Annotated in this window: 14 protein-coding genes; 7 read left to right on the plus strand and 7 right to left on the minus strand. The window is 48.8% G+C overall.

What is annotated here, in order from left to right:
• Positions 1–94: 94 nt before the first annotated feature.
• On the minus strand, positions 95–1291 hold the full coding sequence (locus ABEB26_RS09430) for a hypothetical protein (protein ID WP_345721726.1): 1197 nt from the start codon (positions 1289–1291) through the stop codon (positions 95–97).
• A 146-nt stretch (positions 1292–1437) separates the two neighbouring features.
• On the opposite strand from ABEB26_RS09430, the gene ABEB26_RS09435 reads away from it, so the two are divergent.
• From ABEB26_RS09435 to ABEB26_RS09450, 4 genes are all read left to right on the plus strand, one after another.
• Complete coding sequence (locus ABEB26_RS09435; RefSeq protein ID WP_345721727.1) at positions 1438–2079, plus strand: DUF1990 family protein; 642 nt, start codon at positions 1438–1440, stop codon at positions 2077–2079.
• Positions 2072–2794, plus strand: coding sequence for a DUF1990 domain-containing protein (locus tag ABEB26_RS09440; protein WP_345721728.1), 723 nt, complete (start codon positions 2072–2074; stop codon positions 2792–2794). The genes ABEB26_RS09435 and ABEB26_RS09440 overlap by 8 nt, the downstream gene beginning before the upstream one ends.
• Positions 2791–3414 carry a hypothetical protein gene (locus tag ABEB26_RS09445; protein WP_345721729.1) on the plus strand — a complete coding sequence of 208 codons (624 nt, stop codon included), beginning with the start codon at positions 2791–2793 and terminating at the stop codon, positions 3412–3414. Before ABEB26_RS09440 ends, ABEB26_RS09445 begins: the two co-directional genes overlap by 4 nt.
• A gap of 134 nt (positions 3415–3548) precedes the next feature.
• Positions 3549–3995, plus strand: a complete 447-nt coding sequence (locus ABEB26_RS09450) for an Rrf2 family transcriptional regulator (RefSeq protein WP_345721730.1) — start codon at positions 3549–3551, stop codon at positions 3993–3995.
• 84 nt (positions 3996–4079) lie between these two features.
• On the opposite strand, the gene ABEB26_RS09455 is transcribed toward ABEB26_RS09450, so the two are convergent.
• The 3 genes from ABEB26_RS09455 to ABEB26_RS09465 form a co-directional block, all read right to left on the minus strand.
• Complete coding sequence (locus ABEB26_RS09455) at positions 4080–8198, minus strand: Ig-like domain-containing protein (RefSeq protein ID WP_345721732.1); 4119 nt, start codon at positions 8196–8198, stop codon at positions 4080–4082.
• Positions 8199–8407: 209 nt separating this feature from the next.
• The gene (locus ABEB26_RS09460) at positions 8408–9049 is read right to left on the minus strand and encodes a response regulator (protein WP_345721733.1); all 642 of its coding nucleotides are present in this window, start codon (positions 9047–9049) and stop codon (positions 8408–8410) included.
• 2 nt (positions 9050–9051) lie between these two features.
• Positions 9052–10800 (minus strand): sensor histidine kinase, encoded by a 1749-nt coding sequence (locus ABEB26_RS09465; RefSeq protein WP_345721734.1) that lies wholly within the window; start codon positions 10798–10800, stop codon positions 9052–9054.
• 479 nt (positions 10801–11279) lie between these two features.
• On the opposite strand from ABEB26_RS09465, the gene ABEB26_RS09470 reads away from it, so the two are divergent.
• Positions 11280–12803 carry an MFS transporter gene (locus ABEB26_RS09470; RefSeq protein WP_345721735.1) on the plus strand — a complete coding sequence of 508 codons (1524 nt, stop codon included), beginning with the start codon at positions 11280–11282 and terminating at the stop codon, positions 12801–12803.
• Positions 12804–12962: 159 nt separating this feature from the next.
• Here the strand turns inward: ABEB26_RS09470 and ABEB26_RS09475 are convergent, their stop codons facing one another.
• Positions 12963–14399, minus strand: a complete 1437-nt coding sequence (locus ABEB26_RS09475) for an undecaprenyl-phosphate glucose phosphotransferase (RefSeq protein WP_345721736.1) — start codon at positions 14397–14399, stop codon at positions 12963–12965.
• A complete protein-coding gene (locus ABEB26_RS09480) occupies positions 14377–15297 on the minus strand; it encodes a glycosyltransferase family 2 protein (RefSeq protein WP_345721737.1) in 921 nt (306 codons plus the stop codon). Before ABEB26_RS09480 ends, ABEB26_RS09475 begins: the two co-directional genes overlap by 23 nt.
• Before the next feature lie 141 nt (positions 15298–15438).
• On the opposite strand from ABEB26_RS09480, the gene ABEB26_RS09485 reads away from it, so the two are divergent.
• Together ABEB26_RS09485 and ABEB26_RS09490 are read left to right on the plus strand one after the other, a co-directional pair.
• Entirely contained in the window at positions 15439–16428 is a 990-nt protein-coding gene (locus ABEB26_RS09485) for a class I SAM-dependent methyltransferase (protein WP_345721738.1), read from the plus strand.
• A 75-nt stretch (positions 16429–16503) separates the two neighbouring features.
• On the plus strand, positions 16504–16671 hold the full coding sequence (locus ABEB26_RS09490; protein ID WP_345721739.1) for a hypothetical protein: 168 nt from the start codon (positions 16504–16506) through the stop codon (positions 16669–16671).
• Positions 16672–16728: 57 nt separating this feature from the next.
• Here the strand turns inward: ABEB26_RS09490 and ABEB26_RS09495 are convergent, their stop codons facing one another.
• Complete coding sequence (locus tag ABEB26_RS09495) at positions 16729–17637, minus strand: hypothetical protein (protein WP_345721740.1); 909 nt, start codon at positions 17635–17637, stop codon at positions 16729–16731.
• Between the last annotated feature and the right edge of the window lie 81 nt (positions 17638–17718).

A 17718-nucleotide genomic window follows, 5' to 3' on the forward strand; every position in this document is an offset into this window, starting at 1 on the left:
TAACAATAGGCAATTTGTACGATTTTTCACATAATGAGTTACAAAAATGCCCTGTTCGCGTAGAACAAGGCATTTTCAGGCCAACGGGCCAGCTTTAGTTACTTTTGTTTAATGATTTCTGTCTGTGACGAGCCCTATATTCAGCATCAGCCTGTTTGCTGACAACTTCCAAACCAGGATGTTGGGCGTTAGGATAGCCCAAATACGCATCAAGCACAGGGATGCTACTTGGCAACCCAAAACTATCTAACAGGTTGAGTAATGGTACATCCATACCGACTTTGCAATAAGCAGTATCGGCAATAATTGCCACAACTTGGCGTTGTAAAGGCGTTAGTATATGATCATGGTCAACCTTACGTGTTCCAAATACAACAAGCAATGCCGCTTTTAGATGACGTTCATACGGATGTTGCTCAATCGCCTGCACAAAATAAGGAGCACAAGTATCACGAACCGTAGATTCAACTTCCAATAACCAGCAGGCTAAATCAAGCCAAAAACCACCAGTTAATACTAACGATTCATACTGCATAATTAATCGAGGATCATGCTGCTCAATTACATCTACTAAATAATTGTTGATCGACAAGGGAATTGGCGCAGGTAGAGTTTCAGACACAATCACCATTGCGGAGGTCAATTTTAAGAGATCATCTGTTGCCTTAGTAAACAATTGCTGAGCAATTGATAAAGCCTCGGTGCAATTCCAGCGACTTAATAAAACCAAACAATCGGCCCGAACCACCAATTGATTATGCGTTGAGGAAGTTTCAATAACCTGTTGAATGGCTGTTTCGGTTGGTGTAAGCCGCTTTAGAAGAGCCAAGGCTTCCTGAAAAACCAGCTCATCCGATTCGTTAAGCAAGCTAACAAAAAACGCTAAATAGCCTTGGAAGGTTTGTTTAATCTGGGTAACAACCGTTAACTCTTGCTCACGTTGTTCTGCAACCTCGGCATTATCTATTCCCGCTAATTGAAGCAATGTTTGATGCGAATCATGCCAACTTTGGCCTTGGGCAATAAAGCGGACTATTTCAAGAATATCCCCACGGTCTGATTGATCCGGATCAGCAACTAACTCAAGCAAAAATGGAATTACAGCAAGACTAGCTGGATAGACCCCACATGGATGGGCAATTGAATTACCTAATGCGCCGAGCGCTTTTAGCCGAACAGCTTGATCAGGATCGGTTAGATTACGTAAATGTGCAGGAATATCGCTTGCTTCACCATAGGCATGGTGCAAGTTAGCCCAATCAATGCTATCCAACGTATCGAATCGAGGCATAATCTCTCCTCTACGAGCAACTATCAACGCACATAGTATAAACCTATCGAATCTATTTGAAAATATTTTCAGGCCAAAACTAAAAAATCGTGGTGCTGTTTTTGCATAGAGTTACGCCAGCAACTGAGTTACAATTGAGGTTAACGATGCAACGACGGCAATTTGGCTGGATGTTTGGGATTGGGTTGGGAGCAATCGGCTTGGTGCAACTTTGGCAGCGCCGTTTCAAACGCGGCAAAATCGCTCAAACACCGCAGACGGGCAGTGGTTCACTCTATCGTCGCCGCTATTGGGTCGATTTTCAGGCGCTCAATCAATCGCCCGAAAGCTTAGTTAAGCATATCAAAGCCAATTTGCCCGATTTCAGCCCTGGTTTATTTGCCGATTTTCGCAAAGCCACGGGCAATGAGCGAGTGATGCAGGTTGGCGATGAGTATGATATTGCGATTTTAGGGCCGTGGAATGGCTCGGTGCGGGTGTGCACCAACCAGCCGTTGCGCTTTGGCTTTTGCACCCTTGAGGGGCATCCCGAAGCAGGACAGATTCATTTTGAGTTTAAACCACACCCTGAACAAGCTAATGCCTGGCACTTTGAAATTGCTTCGGAAGCCCGTTCGCGTGATGGCTTGGTCGAAATGGCCTATCGCATCGGCAAAGTGGTGCAAACCCAAGTTTGGAGCACCTTTTGCCAACGAGTGGTTGAATTTGCCCAAGCCCAACAACTCGGCGAACTCCAAACCAGCACCATTGAACAAACACCGGAGGGCGAGGTCGTGATTCATGACTGAACAACCATTATGGCAACAATACCGACAGCAAATTGAGGCCTATCGCGATGCGCAGCTCAATTTCGATTTGCAGCGCGTCCACGAATATACCAAGGAAAATGGCTGGAATGTTGATGATTATGAGGCTGAATTACCACCCGAACCGCCAGGCCAGCCCCAAGCTCAAGGCTCTTGGCAAGCAGCTTGCGCTGTGCTGCGCGAATATCGTTTTCCACCGCCCGATCTGATCACCGGAATTTTTATTCCCGATCAGCCACTCGAACAGCGAATTATGCTGCTACGTGGCACATTTTTGGGCTTTAGCTTCTATTTTGGGGTAAAAATTGGCGGGGTGATCGACGAAACTCGCGATACTGAACACGGCCCTGAGCGAGTTTGGGGTTATAACTACCAAACCTTGCAAGGCCATTTCGAGCGTGGTCAAATTGAATTTACGATCGTTAAATTGCTGGAAACAGGCCAAGTGTTGTTTCGAATTCATGCCTTCTCGCAAACCGGACGTATTCGCAACCCGTTCTATTGGCTAGGCTTTAAGTTGTTTGGGCGGCATTTACAATTGCGTTTCGCCCGTGATGCGATGCAACGAATGCAAACTTTAGTCCAAGAAGCTTTGGCTGGTGTGCCAAGCCAAACCAGCCAACCAACGCCAATTCAAAGCACCGCCAACAATCCCGAAGCCGCCGAACAACTAGCCGAGGTTGTCGAAAAACAATGATCAGCAAACTAGGTTTTATCCATACTGCCGCCGTGCATAGCGCTACCTTTGAACAACTGGTTGGCGAAATTCAGCCAACGTGTGCTGTTGAGCATGTGGTTGTGCCAGCCTTGCTCGAACAAGCTCGTCAAGCAGGCTTAACTAGCGCAATCGCCCAACAACTTACTCAAATCATTGAACAACTTCAAGCCAATAGCGTAGAGCGAATCATTTGCACTTGCTCAACCCTCGGCGGCTTGGCCGAAACGCTCAATCCAATGGTGATTCGGGTTGATCGGGCTATGGCCGAGCAGGCAATTGCGCTTGGCTCACGAATTGCGGTCGTTGCAGCTTTGGCTAGTACCCTCGAACCAACCCATGCCTTGCTCAAGGCTGTAGCTCAACAACAGGCCAAAGCAATTCAAATTAGCAATTATACCTGTTTGAATGCATGGGAAGCCTTTTTGACCAATGATCAAGCCAGCTATTTACAACAAATTGCCGCTGTGCTTGCAATGATTGATCAGGTTGATGTGATTGTATTGGCCCAAGCTTCAATGGCGGAAGCAGCAAAATTATGTCAACAAAATATCCCGATTTTGAGCAGCCCACGCATCGCGATTGAGCGCCTGTTTGCATGAAATCAATCATCCTGATCAAAATATGGTATTGAGTCAATTGTTATCAAATCATCACCAAAGCGCCATTTGAGCGTAATTGACAGCGAGTTAAAATGTAACTATACTTGTTTCATATTCACAATGAGGCAAAAAATATGAGTGCAAGCAGTCGATTCGCTGTGGCGGTGCATATTTTGGCACTGCTTGAAACCAATGCAAATCAAGCTCTTTCCTCAAGCTGTATTGCAGCCAGCGTCAACACCAATCCGGTCGTTATTCGGCGGATTCTGGGCATGCTCAACCGAGCGGGCTTAGTCCACACCGAATATGGCGCTGATGGCGGAACCCGTTTAGCGCGTTCGGCTCATGAAATTACCCTCAACGATATTTATCATGCTACCGAAAATTGCCGGATTCTGCCCTTGCATGCCAGCTCGCCCAACCAAGATTGTCGCTGTGGGCGCACAATTCAGCCAGTGCTTAGTACCATTTTTAGCCACGCCGAAGCTGCCATGCAACAAGTATTGGCCAATAAAAGCCTCGCCGAAGTTGTGAATGAGATGCAGTGCAAGCCTAATCCCCAATCCATACCCCATCCGTAAATAGATCAATCATTCTAAGGATTAAAAATCAGCCTCTGCCCATAATTGGCAGAGGCTGATTTAGTTAAGTCAGATCGTGATAGTTTAGCGCTTCACGGCTGGCAGATAGATTTGATACGACTCGACCTCGAATTTCCAACTGAAATCAGCAGGCATCTGGCGACCATCTTTCGCTCTGATTCCATTGGCTCCGCCGCGAATGGTCACAGTGTAGATCTCGCCATCCACTAGCGTAGCGCTAGGCTTGAAGCTAAATCCGATAATTTCGGTCTGATCAAGGTTATAGAGATAGGTTGGTGTTCCGGCTACCAACTGATTGCTGGCATTGCGAACTTGGAAGGCATTGCTCAGCGATGCTTCGCTCAGCGGGGTTTCAAAGGCAGCCTCAATCTTGGTGGTTGTCACACCGCGTCCTCCAGGCACTGGATTCCAAGCATGGGGACTTAGCGGCCATGGCGTACCCACAACCAACGGCGACCAAGCGCTGTAGTTGCCACTAAGATCATAAGCCCGAATCCCATAGAAGATCGATTGATTGTCTTTCAAGCCCCACAATTTGGCATCAAGCTGGTTCGTCGCAGTAAAGATCATCTCTTTGCCACCCATATTGCGGGAGTAGAGAAACTCATTTGGATCATTGACCTCGCCAAAGCCAATCTCGTAGCCACCGAGATCCATTTCCTTGTTCGGTGTCCATTTGACCAACAGTTGACCGGGCAAGGGGGTCGCCTGCAGGTTGGTTGGAATTTTGGGTGCACGCTGGTCATTGACCACAATCAAGGTATCTAACTGCTGGACTGTTGGTTGATTACGGCCATCGTCGGCAAAGAGTGCCAGCTTATATTGACCACTTGGAATCTCGCTCAGATCCCAAACATGCTGGCCTGTGCCAAGTTTGATGTTATCGCTGATAACCGTGCTCAAACCTACATCGATTGGCTCAGTTGGAGTAATGACGCTGGAATAGACTAGTGAAACTTTGGCATCAGGGTCATCGGTATCGCGAGTTGCCCAATTGACCGTAACTTGGCTGCCAGTTGGAGCCGAATTACAAGTTACCGTCACGCCGGGGGTTGTCGCACCACCACAAGCCAATGTCGCACTATCAAAAATTGGGGGATTGTTCAGTTGATAGGCAACAACTTCATATTGGCTTGGTGGCCCCTCAATAATCAGGCTATACGTGCCAGGCGTGGCCGTTTCGAGCATAAAGGCCAAGTCATTGCCTTCAGTAATCACGGTGGTGTAGTCACGAATCAAGGTTTGAGTCGTGTCATTGACATTGCCTTCATTCAATTCCGTCCCATCAGGCAGAATCAAGCGGATAACTGGCTCAACTGAGGGAGTTCCAGCAAAGTGAATTCCAAAGTAACCACTAGCGGTCGAGGTAATCACAACTGGTACGGTAACTTCAGGGATTGCCGCAAATAATGCACCACCCGATTTCCCAGGATTGACAGGCCGTGAAACGATCCGTTGGCTGTAGCCTGGTTCGCCTTGCTCAATACTCTGAGCAATTTGGAGCGAGTTAATCAGGCGATAGTTTTTCGGATTGACTAGCTTGACAAAGCCCGTATTCAAGCCAACTGGCTTATTCAGATCAACAAATACGCTCACTTTGAAGATATTGAAACAGCAGCTCACCCGACCCAACATGCCCACTGTCGTACCACCACCCGATTGCACGAACTCACCCATTTGGAACGAAACCGAGCCAAAAGTAATATTTTTTGGTGGTAAAGCGCGGCCAAACTGGCCTTTGCGCAAGCCAACCGACATTCGTGCTGAGCCAGCAAAGCGTAATTTTTGCTGATCAACACAATTGGTTGAGCCAGCAGGGGTACAGCTACGAACCGTTACCGTGCCAACCCGCAGTTCCAACCCACCACGAACAATCACCGCCTCAAATTGGAATTTTGCATGCAGGCCTTTGCCGCCGCTAAATCCAGCTTCGTGACCAATGCTCACACTAGCGCTAGCAACTTCAAAGATCAACACTTTCATACTAGCAGTCAGCGAGAACTTGAATGGGTCAACCACCAAGGTTGCAGTTCCCTCAGCCGAAACCAGCGGAATTCCCGCGAGTCGAGCAACTGAGCTTACCTCGATGCCAACCCCGATTGTGACCGTGCCCGATTTGATCGAGAACGAACCACTCATCTTGGTCAAGGCAGCACCGCTATTGGCCAACGGAATACCAGGCGACGACTCAAAGGCCACCACCACATCCAACTCATTAAACGCCCCGGTTGGTAAGGTTTTGACCGTCACATCAACCGAGATTGTTGAGCCACCGCTGGGATCAAAGCCAGGCATGCTCAGAGTTGCGCCACCAGCGAACATGTAGCCAGCGCCATCTTTGCTGAAGAAGCCACGGAAACCAACAAAATTGGTGCCAGCAATCTTGAGTGGTGGCAACTCAATCCCACCGCCAGTTACCGAAACTTCGCCGCGCCCACTGATGCGGAGTCCTGCCACATCAGCAGTCAGGTTGCCCATGAGATCCGACATCGAAAGTCGAGCACTATCAGCGGCAAAACCACCATCATCAAGGAAGCGGGGATTTTCCAGAGCCATGCTGAAGCCAGCAATTTTGACGCTAAAGTTGGTTAGTGAGGCTTCGAAGCGCTTGATACATGGTGATTGGGCACAATTTTGGCTGCCGATCGGCGCAACATTCGGGCCGCCACGTACCACCATCACCAAGCCCGCCCCAACGCCACTGTTGCCTGGGATTTTTACGCTCAGGTTACCAGTAACGGTTAGGCTAAGGGTTTCTTGGGCTACCCCAAACTGACCAACGATGCTACTACCTTGTAAAACTCCACTCGAAATGTTGGGCGTGCTGATCGTCGCGCCGCCAAGGGCAAATTGTAACTTGCCATCTTTGTTGATGCCAAATTTGAAGCCTGTAATACCTGCTGCTGATTGACCGCCCATATCACTTGACCACAGCAGATCAACCGCGCTTGCTTTCAAACCATAGAAATTTTCCACCGTATCGCCGATTAAGCTCAACCCGCGTAGGCGAAAATTCAGTGGCCCCATTGCAACGGTGGTTTCAGCAACGGTAGCGCTGAAAACAGGTTTGAAAACTCCATTGACCTTGACCGCGCTAAATGTCAGCGTTACTTCGCGCGGCGTGGCTGATTCTGGTTGGTTCAGCACATTGCCAAAAATCAAGGTTGAGTTGACACTGACGGTTGAGGTGCCAGTCGCATTATCATGACCAATGCTCAAGGTCTGGTCGGTCATGCTGAAGTTGCCGCCAAACTTCCAATCAGGAATTGGCACCGAGCCGCCGCCAATGCTAAAACTGCGATTGGCATACTTGAGATTTTGCAGTGAAAAAACCAAATTTGGGTTAGCAGGATCGAAATTTGGCAGATCGGGGTTTGCAGCCCGCGAAACTTCGACCAAGCCAGCTTCAAATGCTCCAGTTGATAGGTCAATCTCTTTGACCGCAACACTCATGCCAGCCAGCGACATGGTGAAATTATCAACACTGCCTGAGAGCACGCCTTGCCGTGAATATTTGAGATTCACCACAATATTGAGATTAGGATTCTCAGAAGTGCTTGGGTTCAAGGCGGCAATGTTCAGATTAATCGGCAGTTCAGCCCGAAACTCGGCGGCGGCCAAATCAAACACAAAGCTCAGATCTTCGGTTTCGCTAGGGTCGCTGGTTTTATAAAAACTGCGCACACCCGAGCGATCAAGGAAGTGCAGGCTGATCGTGCTATTAGCAATTACGCCGATTGGATCAGCACTGCTTTGGTCATTGGTAATCGTTAGGCCAGTTGTATCAACCTCAAACACCTCTTTCGGCGTGTTGTTGGCGTTATAGGTTGAGGCAACCAGCGGCAAGCTAGCATTATCGCCAATAAATTTAACTGCGCCCGACAGCACCGACTGATCGGCAGCGAACACAAATTCGCCGAGATTCGAGCCAACCGCACCAACGCTGATCAATGGTGGTGCATCACCAATCGCCAGCGTCACATCGTCGCGGGCGATAAAATGCGTGGGATCGGTTGCAATAAACGTATTCGCACAAATCTTCAACGCATCAGCCATACGGCACTCGCGCGTTTGGGCCGATGATGATGTGGTCAAAAGTGTTGTGAGTAGAACGATAAACCCAATAAGTCCAGTACTCACCAGCAACTGGCTACGAAATGGCCATGAACTACGATTAATCATCGCTCCTCCTAATAACCGAAAAACCAAGACCGCTTTGGTTGGACAACGATAGAGAAACACACTCTATATTTGTGGTTTGGAATGATTGGGCCGTTGGAATCATGGAAATTAGGATACGAGAATACTTGGCAACCCACACCTAGCCTAGGCTAGTAATTTGGGCTATCAAAAGGCTGCTAGAAACCCTAACTAAAGATAGGGTTGACGCTTCATTGGGTCAGATCAAAGCCATGTTTGATGGCATACAGCGCCGCTTGAGTCCGGTCGGCCACTGCCAACTTGGTGAGAATTGTACTCACATACCCTTTAACCGTACCCTCAGTTAGATGCAATGAGCGGGCAATTTCTTTATTGCTCAGGCCGCCAACAATCCCATCGAGCACACTGCGTTCACGCTCGGTTAGGGTTGGTAAGAGCGAGGGCGGAGCAGTTGATCGGCGCATCAAGGTGCGCTGGGCTTCGGCATGTAAAAAGGGTTGGCCACTCGCAACCGTGCGAATCGCCAAAAATAGCTCAGCCTTGAGCACGTTTTTCAGCAGATAGCCACTTGCGCCCGCTTGAATTGCCTTGCTGACCCATTGATCATCACTAAAACTGGTCAGAACGATGATACGGCTGGTTGGCAGCACGTGTTGGAGTGCTTGGGTCGCCTGAATTCCATCGACGTTGGGCATCACGAGATCCATCAAAATAACATGTGGCTGCACGATTGGGGCTAATTCGATCGCTTCGGCTCCATTTTGGGCCTCGCTCACAATCAAAAATTCGGCATCCTCAGCTAAGAGAATGCGCAGCCCTTCGCGCACAATTGCATGGTCATCAACCAGCATAATTCGGATAGTGTTGGTCATGGCTAGCTCCTGACATGGGACATTTCACGTGGGAAGATGGCCTGCACCATCGTCCCTGCGGCTGCCCCAAGAGTAATCGTCAGCGTTCCGCCACAGGCTGCGACGCGTTTACGCATGCTGTAGAGACCTAATCCTTGGCTCGCTGGCTGGCTCGATTGATCGAAGCCAATCCCATCATCCTCAATACTCAAGATCAGCCGATTGCCATGAACGCGGAGGGTTACCGCCACATGGCTGGCCTGGGCATGTTTGCTGACATTATTCAATGCTTCTTGGATAATTCGATAGAGTGCATCTTCGTAGACGGCTGATTGCTGCGCATAATGAGTGGTATCAAAACTGACTTGAAGCGGATCGCCAATCACCTCAGTTGCATATTTGTGCAATCGCTGAAGCAATTTGCTCGGTTGATCGGGGGTTGCTGGTAGCGTAGGTTGAACATAACCCACCACCTGCGGATGATCACGCTCGATCGGGTGGAGATCGGTCAGCAATGAGCGCATTTCGGCAAGCGCTAGTTGGCTCAATTCGATTAAACGATTAACCCGACGCTCACCTTCAGCTGGGTCACGCTGCCAAGCCGAGGTAACGGTTTGCGAGATCAGTGTAATACTGAAGATCATTTGGGTTACCGAATCATGCAAATCACGGGCGAGCCGCTGGCGCTCATCCAACACCGCAATCCGTTCGCCGTGAGCATACAGCAAGCGTTGTTGACGACGATTGTCAATTACAATCGCCAGATGCTCAGCCGTAACTTGATAGGGATGCAGATCAGCATGCGACCACTCATGCGGATTAGAATCAGTCAGTACAACCAAACCAATCCGCTGGCTACGCACAATCAATGGAATGAAGGCCATTGCTAAGCGTTGTTCAGCCTCTTGCATGCGCCGCAAACCAGGTGCAACCCGCGGGTCGGTGCGCACATCGGCAATCGTCACCGTCGCGCCTGCATCAAGCAAATCGTCTAAGGCATCACGTTCATGGGGTTGGCGATCGTGGTTCGAAGATAACCCATGTTCTGGCGACCAACGCCCCTTGACCGTGCGAGCCACAAACTGGCCTTGGGCATCAAACTCATACAAAACCACGGTGCAAGCATAGCGACGGCGAGCAGCAATATGGTTAAGGTATGCCGCCACAACCTCGGCAACCGTGCGAGCACTACTAATGTTATGGCTGGTTTCAAACATCAACTGGGTTTCAGTCAAATGTTGCTGAAGCTGATCAAAGAGATAGGCATTTTCAATCGCCACCCCCAGCTGATCAGCTACAATCGCCAAATTGGTCAGATCATCAGTCAATACGAGGCGCTGCGATTCGATATAGAGAATTCCTTCAAGCTGCTCACTAATAATGATCGGAATCGCCAAATGCGACAAGCTTGGGGCATTATCGATCCAGACTACCTGACGAAGTTGGATAGCCGCCCCGATAATTCCTTGATCGGTCGGCAAAAGCGCATCAATCGCCAACGGAAGGGTGGCTGGGCCAATTCCCGCCCGACAGATCAAACTATCAGCAGCAGGCCGATTAAGCAACAACAGGCGCAGGGTTGCAAACTTAAAGTCCTCGCTAATAATCACAAGCGCCTGCTGAAGTAATGCTCCTAGATCAAGATGTTGGGCCATGAGATGAGCAATTTGGTTGACTGTGCGCAAACATGCTTGCCAATCAGTGGCGGTTAAAGTTTGGGATTCAGCAGAAGCAGCCATAAACGCAGCCTGCGCAGAATCTGATGGTTCCATGAGCTATCCTCACTCAATGCCGATATAGCGCAAGCCCTCGAAGTTGACGTTTGCCAACGCTAGCTCGATCAAGCAAACGAGCAGACATCAGATGAGTCACAGATCGGCTTCAGTGGCGCTGTGGAATCGATCGGATTGAGGGCGTTACGCAGGAATAAAATCAAAATATGCCCTTTTAATCATCAGGGCAATTTATTAAAATTTTGGAACAGCCTTATTTTACAAGATTAATTGGGTCTAATCGGCAATCAGAGATGCCAATATCTAGATGTGATCATCGATCTCGCAAACCAATGGTGCAGCCTCATGCGTTTGCTAACACTTCGGGTTGCCCAATAATTAATCGATTTTAAGCAAGGAGCGCTGTTTAGCCTTCAAAATTACGCCAATCTGTTAACGCCCGTGACAATCCTTGTCGGGGGCTAAAGCTGCATGCTATGATGCAGCACGGAGAGGAATTAGCGGTAGGAATCGCGCATATGACAGAAACACGTCGCTGGCCATGGGGCTTGATTTGGACAGCCCTGATCATTTTTTTGGCCGCTCTCGACCAAACGGTGGTAATCACCGTCTTACCAAATGTGGTCAGCACCTTGGGTTTAAGCGTTGATCAAGCGCTTGAACAGGGCATTTGGGTTATTACTGGCTATTTGCTTGGCTACACAGTCGCCATGCCGTTGCTTGGACGCATCGCCGATGCCTACGGCCATCGACGGTTATTTTTGGCAGCGCTAGGGGTTTTTGTAGTAGGCTCGATTGGCTGCGCCTTGGCCAATAGCGTTTGGTCGTTGGTCGCTTGGCGCATCGTTCAAGCCATTGGCGGTGGTGCTGTGCTGCCAATCGGCCTCGCAATCTCGATGGACGAAGTTAAGCCAATTCATCATGCAACCGCGTTGGGCGTTATGGGCGCTGCTGGCGAGGCTGGTGGGGTGCTTGGCCCTGCCTACGGTGGCCTGATCTCACAAATTCAACTCTTGGATGTTGATGGTTGGCGCTGGGTTTTCTGGCTAAATGTACCCTTAGGCGCAGCCTTGGCATGGGCGATTATCCGAACTTTGCCAAATCGGCCAGGCAATCGTGGCGCAGTCGATTATATTGGTGGCGGCTTGATCGCGATCAGTTTAACCGCGTTAACGGTGGCGCTTTCGCGCTCGCTTGGCAGTCTTGCCGTTGAGCCAAGTGCCGAAAGCGGCAATCTCGACCAATATGCAGTTGAGTGGACATCGCCACTCACAATTGGGCTTTTGGGGTTAACCATAGTCAGTTTTATTGGCTTTATTTGGTGGGAACGCCGCACCAAAACGCCATTAATTGAACTGAGCGCCTTTCGCACTCCAGCGTTTAGTGCCGCCAATATCACCAATTTACTGGTTGGCATGGCCTTGATTGTTGGAATGGTCAATGTGCCGTTTTTTGTTGGCACCGTGCTCTCAGGCGATGCCCTAAGCGGTGGCTTAACCCTCATGCGCTTGACGGTTATGATTCCCATTGGAGCCGTTTTGGGCGGTATGCTCATGCGGCGGATCAGCGCCCGCTTAGTTGCCAGCCTTGGCATGATCATCACTGCGGTGGGTTTTAGCCTGCTTGGCTTTTGGAACCTGGAAACCAACCAATGGATGTTAACAATTTATCTGTTGCTTACCGGAACCGGCTTTGGTCTGGTGTTACCAGCCTTGAGCGCCGCAGCGATTGGCACGGTTGCCCGCGAATCGATGGGCACGGCAGCTGGTTTGCTCAATGCATTACGCATGGTCGGCATTACCTTGGGCGTTTCAGCCTTGGCTTCGTGGAGTTTAGCCTATCGCAACAGCCTCAACAGTCGCTTGGTATTAACCCTCGAAGATTTAGAGAATGGCAAGGCGCTCGCAGCGTTCACCCAAAATGAGATGACGGTCTATCACAGCACTTTTTTTGCTGCCGCTGTGGTTTGTTTGATTGCCTTGATTCCAATTTGGTGGTTACCACGCGAACGCAGCGAGGGCGATACACCGCTGTTTGCTTAAATGTTACTTGAGGTTTGGGGAATGAAAGGCCTATGAGTTAGGAGTACAGGGGGATGAAATCCCCCTGTGTTTCCCGCCTTGAGACGGGACGGAAGGGTGGTGATCGCCAGTGGATTACCCATCATTTTTTTAAAAACCTACCATGCTACAAGTGAACTCTTAGTAGGCATTTTCATCACCACGAATCGCGTTGTAGGCAGTCCGAATAATAATTTTGATATCGAACATCGGCGACCAATTTTCGATATAGTAGAGATCGTAGCGGGTGCGCTCCTCGATTGACGTATCGCCCCGGAGGCCGTTGACCTGTGCCCAACCAGTAATACCAGCTTTTTCCCGATGGCGATGCATATAGCGTGGAATTTGTTCGCTAAATTGGGCAACATAGCGCGGTTGTTCAGGCCGAGGCCCAACCACACTCATATCACCCAACAATACATTGATAAATTGCGGTAGTTCGTCGATTGAGAAGCGCCGCAAAAATGTACCCAGGCGCGTGCGGCGATCATCGTTGGGGGTTGTCCAAGTGCCCAGTTTCTCAGCATCAAGCCGCATCGAACGATATTTAATCATCTTAAATGGCCTGCCGTCACGGCCAACCCGCTCTTGAATAAAAAAAGCTGGGCCTGGCGAATCAATTTTGATCAAAATCCCAATCAGCAGCAATAATGGCGAAAGCATAATCAAGGCCGCCGCCGAAACCGCGATATCCAACAAGCGCTTGACTGTACGATTTAATTGGCGATCAAGCGGCACAGCTCGCACGGTGATCAAGGGCAAACCACTTAATTCGCCAACCGAAACTTCGTTGTTGGTAATCAATTGAAATGCATCAGGATAGATTTTGATCGAAACGCTTTCATCCTCAACTTGCGAAACCAACTCAAACACATCGTTATATGAGGCTCCGCTGAGCGCAACAATCACCTCATCGATCGCGCAGGTACGCACGGCTAACCCAAGTTTGGCCCGTTTGCCCAAAACTGGCACATCATCAACAACTTGCTGGCCAGTTAGCACATCATCAGAAAGAAAGCCAATAATTTGGTAGCCAAGGCTCGGTGCTTTGCTCATTTGGCGATAGACCAATTGGCCAATTTCCCCAGCCCCAATAATCAGAACCCGTCGCGTATCATAGCCGCGCAAGCGCAATTGACCAATCACCCGATGATAGATCAAGCGCAAGATTGTCGTGCCAATCGTCGCCAAAACCCAGCCATAAACGAGGGTTTGGGTGGTGATGTTGATTAACGGAAACAAGTTATTCAGGGCGATAAACATAATTGTACCAATCGAGATCGCCCGAAAAATATGATAGCCTTCGTCGATGCGTGAGCCACCTCGTTGCATGCGATAAAGCCCATTCGCCGTGAATAGCGTGCCAAATAAAGCATTCAGCACCGCCAATGTCAGCAACACCTGCCCAAAGCTAGGTGGCTGAAATTCGCGCACAATCGCTGCCAAATTAAGGTAATAGGCCAGAAAAAAACCGCCGTTCACGCCAATAATATCGCAGCCCATCAGCAGCAACAGTACAACATAGCGATAACGACGCGTAACAACGGTTGTTTGATTAAGCATTGTGGTTGTTGCCATGGGTTGCTCGACGTGAGGCTAAGGGGCGTAATCGATTACGCCCCAAGGCTTGCCATTCTTTTAGGGTAATCCCAAGGTTAATCAGCCAATTCAATGGGGCCAAGGTGGTTGCTTCATAATGTTTACGGTGAAAAATCCGCATCGCATCATAAAAAGCCCGAATTGATGGCACGGCGCGACGGGTGCTCGAAACCCGTTTATAGTGCAAAATCGTCACTCGTGGATCATACCAAACTTGCCAGCCATAGCTCTTAGTCCGATAACACCAATCGATATCTTCGCCATACATAAAAAAGGCTTCATCGAGCAAGCCTACATCGCGCAAAACCTCAGTCCGCAACAACATTGCCGCCCCGACAATCGAATCAACCTCAGTGGTCTCGTCAGGGTCGAGGTACGTCATGTTATAGCGGCCAAAACGTGGCGAACGGGGAAACAGCTTCGATAAGCCAATCATGCGGTAGAGCGCTACCTCGGCTGAAGGAAACGCCCGCCGACAGGCTAAATCGAGCGAGCCATCGGCTAATACCAATTTTGGCCCAATGATGCCTGCTTTGGGGCGTTCGACTAAGGCTTCAACCATGCCTGCAATCCCGTTGCTTGGTACAACCGTATCAGGGTTGAGCACCAAAACGGCCTCGGGCGTTGGAGTTTCGGCCAAAATCTGGCGCAAGGCGAGGTTATTGCCCGCCGAAAAGCCAATATTTTGCGGCGAGGCGATTAACCGCACCCATGGAAACTCTGCGCGTACCATGGCCACGCTATTGTCGGATGAAGCATTATCAACCACCCATACATCAAGCTGGCCGTTCCAGGCTTGGTCGGAGAGAGAGGCTAAACATGGCTTCAGCACATCGCCCGAATTAAAATTGAGAATCACAACAGCAATATGTTTCATAGCCAGCCAATTATACTGCAAAATATCACGGCCAATTGTATCACTCGTGTAACAAACTGAAGCACAAATGCTGCCCATTGGCTTTGGTATAATAGCGCACTGCTAGCAGTTTCGAGTGTTTAAGTGGAAAGGATTTTCATTGTGACGATTCAAGCTTTACCAACCGAGCACTTAGCTGGATGTCCAGTTTGCAACCACCCTCAAGCTAATTTTGTTGGGCATTATCCTGAGGCCTATCTTGAAGAGGGCTTATCGCTCTATCAATGTACTGCTTGTGCAATCGTCTACCTCAATCCACGGCTCTCGCTACTTGGCACGCATATGTTAGAAGATCAAAGCCTTGTCTATCAATACGACGAGGTAACCCAAGCCCAGGCTGTTCAGGCTCGCGAAGGCATTATCGATTGGATTGAAGCCATGACTGAGCTAACGCCTGGTCGAATGCTCGATGTGGGCTGCAATCGTGGTTACCTGCTAGCTGCTGCCGCCCGCCGTGGCTGGCAAACGACTGGAGTCGAATTATCGCAAGTGGCAGCCGCTGAAGCCCGCAAACGCTTCGGCTTAACCATCTACTCAAGCCTCAGCGATCTTCCCAAAAACCAACCATTCGATTTAATTACCTGCTGGCATGTGGTCGAGCATTTACATGAGCCAGTTCAGATGCTTAGCCAGCTTGCCGAATCGCTTAGCCCAACTGGCGTGTTAGCAATTCAAGTTCCTGCCTATCGTTTTGCTGATGAATATGTGCGGCGGGGCAATAGCTCACATATTTTTTGTGCCTCGCATCCAGTTCACTATACTGCCGAAACATTAAGCATGGTTTTAGCCAAAGCAGGCTTCGAAACATTTTATTGCGATGAATCAGCTGAGCACTTATTATTAACCATCTATGCGGCCAAACCTTCACGCCAACTCTATCGTGAGCACTTAAACGAGATCCACCAAAAATTAATCTGGTTTGAACGCGATCATGCCACACTGGCCCAACAACTTCAAGCGATGAACACATATGTGCAACGACTTGAAGCAACGATTGAGGCAAAAAATCAGCATATTGCTCAGCTCGAACACCGCCTACAAACGATTAATAATGGTCACATTATGCGCTTGCTCAACAAACTTAAACGCTAAATGCTTTGAGGCTTAACCTAAATATTGCGCTACAATACAACAAACTCAGCTCGAGCCAATATTAGGAGTTCCGCGATGATTGATAAAAAGACCCAAGCCACCGAGGCCAAACGGATCTTGGCGCTGAATCCGCGTGACCTTGCTCAAGAAGTAGCTCGCCTTGCCGCGCAAACCGGCTTGCCTCAAACCAAAATTCTCGAATTATTGCGTCGTCAGGCAGCTGAAGGCGAACAAAAACGCTAGTTCTCAATCGAAAAAGCAGATTTGGCAATCATTTGATCGTGCCAAATCTGCCTAGTTCTAACGCCCATGATCTTGGCTAATCCGTTGGCGCTCAGCAAAATAACGTTGCTCTGCTTGTGCCAATGAGTGGCCTTGCTTATAGACTGAAGAAAATCCTCCAACCAAGATTAATCCAAAAAAGCCAATAAAACTACTATGCATCAATGATTTGCCTTGGAACAGCATAACGACAGCAGCTCCAAGCATACCTATCCCACCTATTAAAATCATCCAAGCAGCACCCATGGTTGGAGTCGTATAACTGTTTGATTCTGGATCAAAGGTTAAGTACTCATAACGCTCTTTAACCCAGCTACGTTCTAAGCGATCCAATTCAGAGAGATAATGTCGATCGGCTTCAGGTGCATGGTCAATCAAGCGTTGAATTTCCGCATGATAGGCTTGATTACGTTTGGGGTCATGGTAATGGGCTTTTTGCAGCTCGTGAAAACGCGTCTCAGCTTCTGAGCGGCTACTTTTGGGGTAATTATATGATAAACCTTTTAAGCTTGAAGGTTGAATCGCAGAACCATAGGTTTTTATCAAAGCCGCACGCTGTTTCAAATAGCGCCGTTCGGCCAATGTTTCTTGGAAGGCATTCCTCAGGCCTAAAACTATGATCAAGCCAAGACTTATAAATAGAATTGAGCCACAATAGAGCGGGAGTAAGAAAATACTATTGACCTTAGGCCATAGCATAATTCCTATAATCAACAATAAACCAGCTAATCCGATCAAGATCAGCGGATTTCCTGAGGATTCCCCCCGCTTAGCGCTACGAAGGCCAAGATATTTCGAGTGTTCTTTCAGCCTCCGTTGGTCTAATTCTGTTAATGGATTAGCACGAGAATCAAATCCTTTTTCAGTATATTGAGCATTTTGCTGATCGTTATCAATCCGTTCATAAATTTTAGATTGCTTAGACATCTTTAACATCCTTAATAGCATTAATTTCAATTTCTATTTTATGCATAATGGTATTGGTGATATCGTACAGCAAGGTGACTA

Origin of the sequence: Herpetosiphon gulosus (genome assembly GCF_039545135.1) — a bacterium.
In the GTDB taxonomy this organism is placed as follows: domain Bacteria; phylum Chloroflexota; class Chloroflexia; order Chloroflexales; family Herpetosiphonaceae; genus Herpetosiphon; species Herpetosiphon gulosus.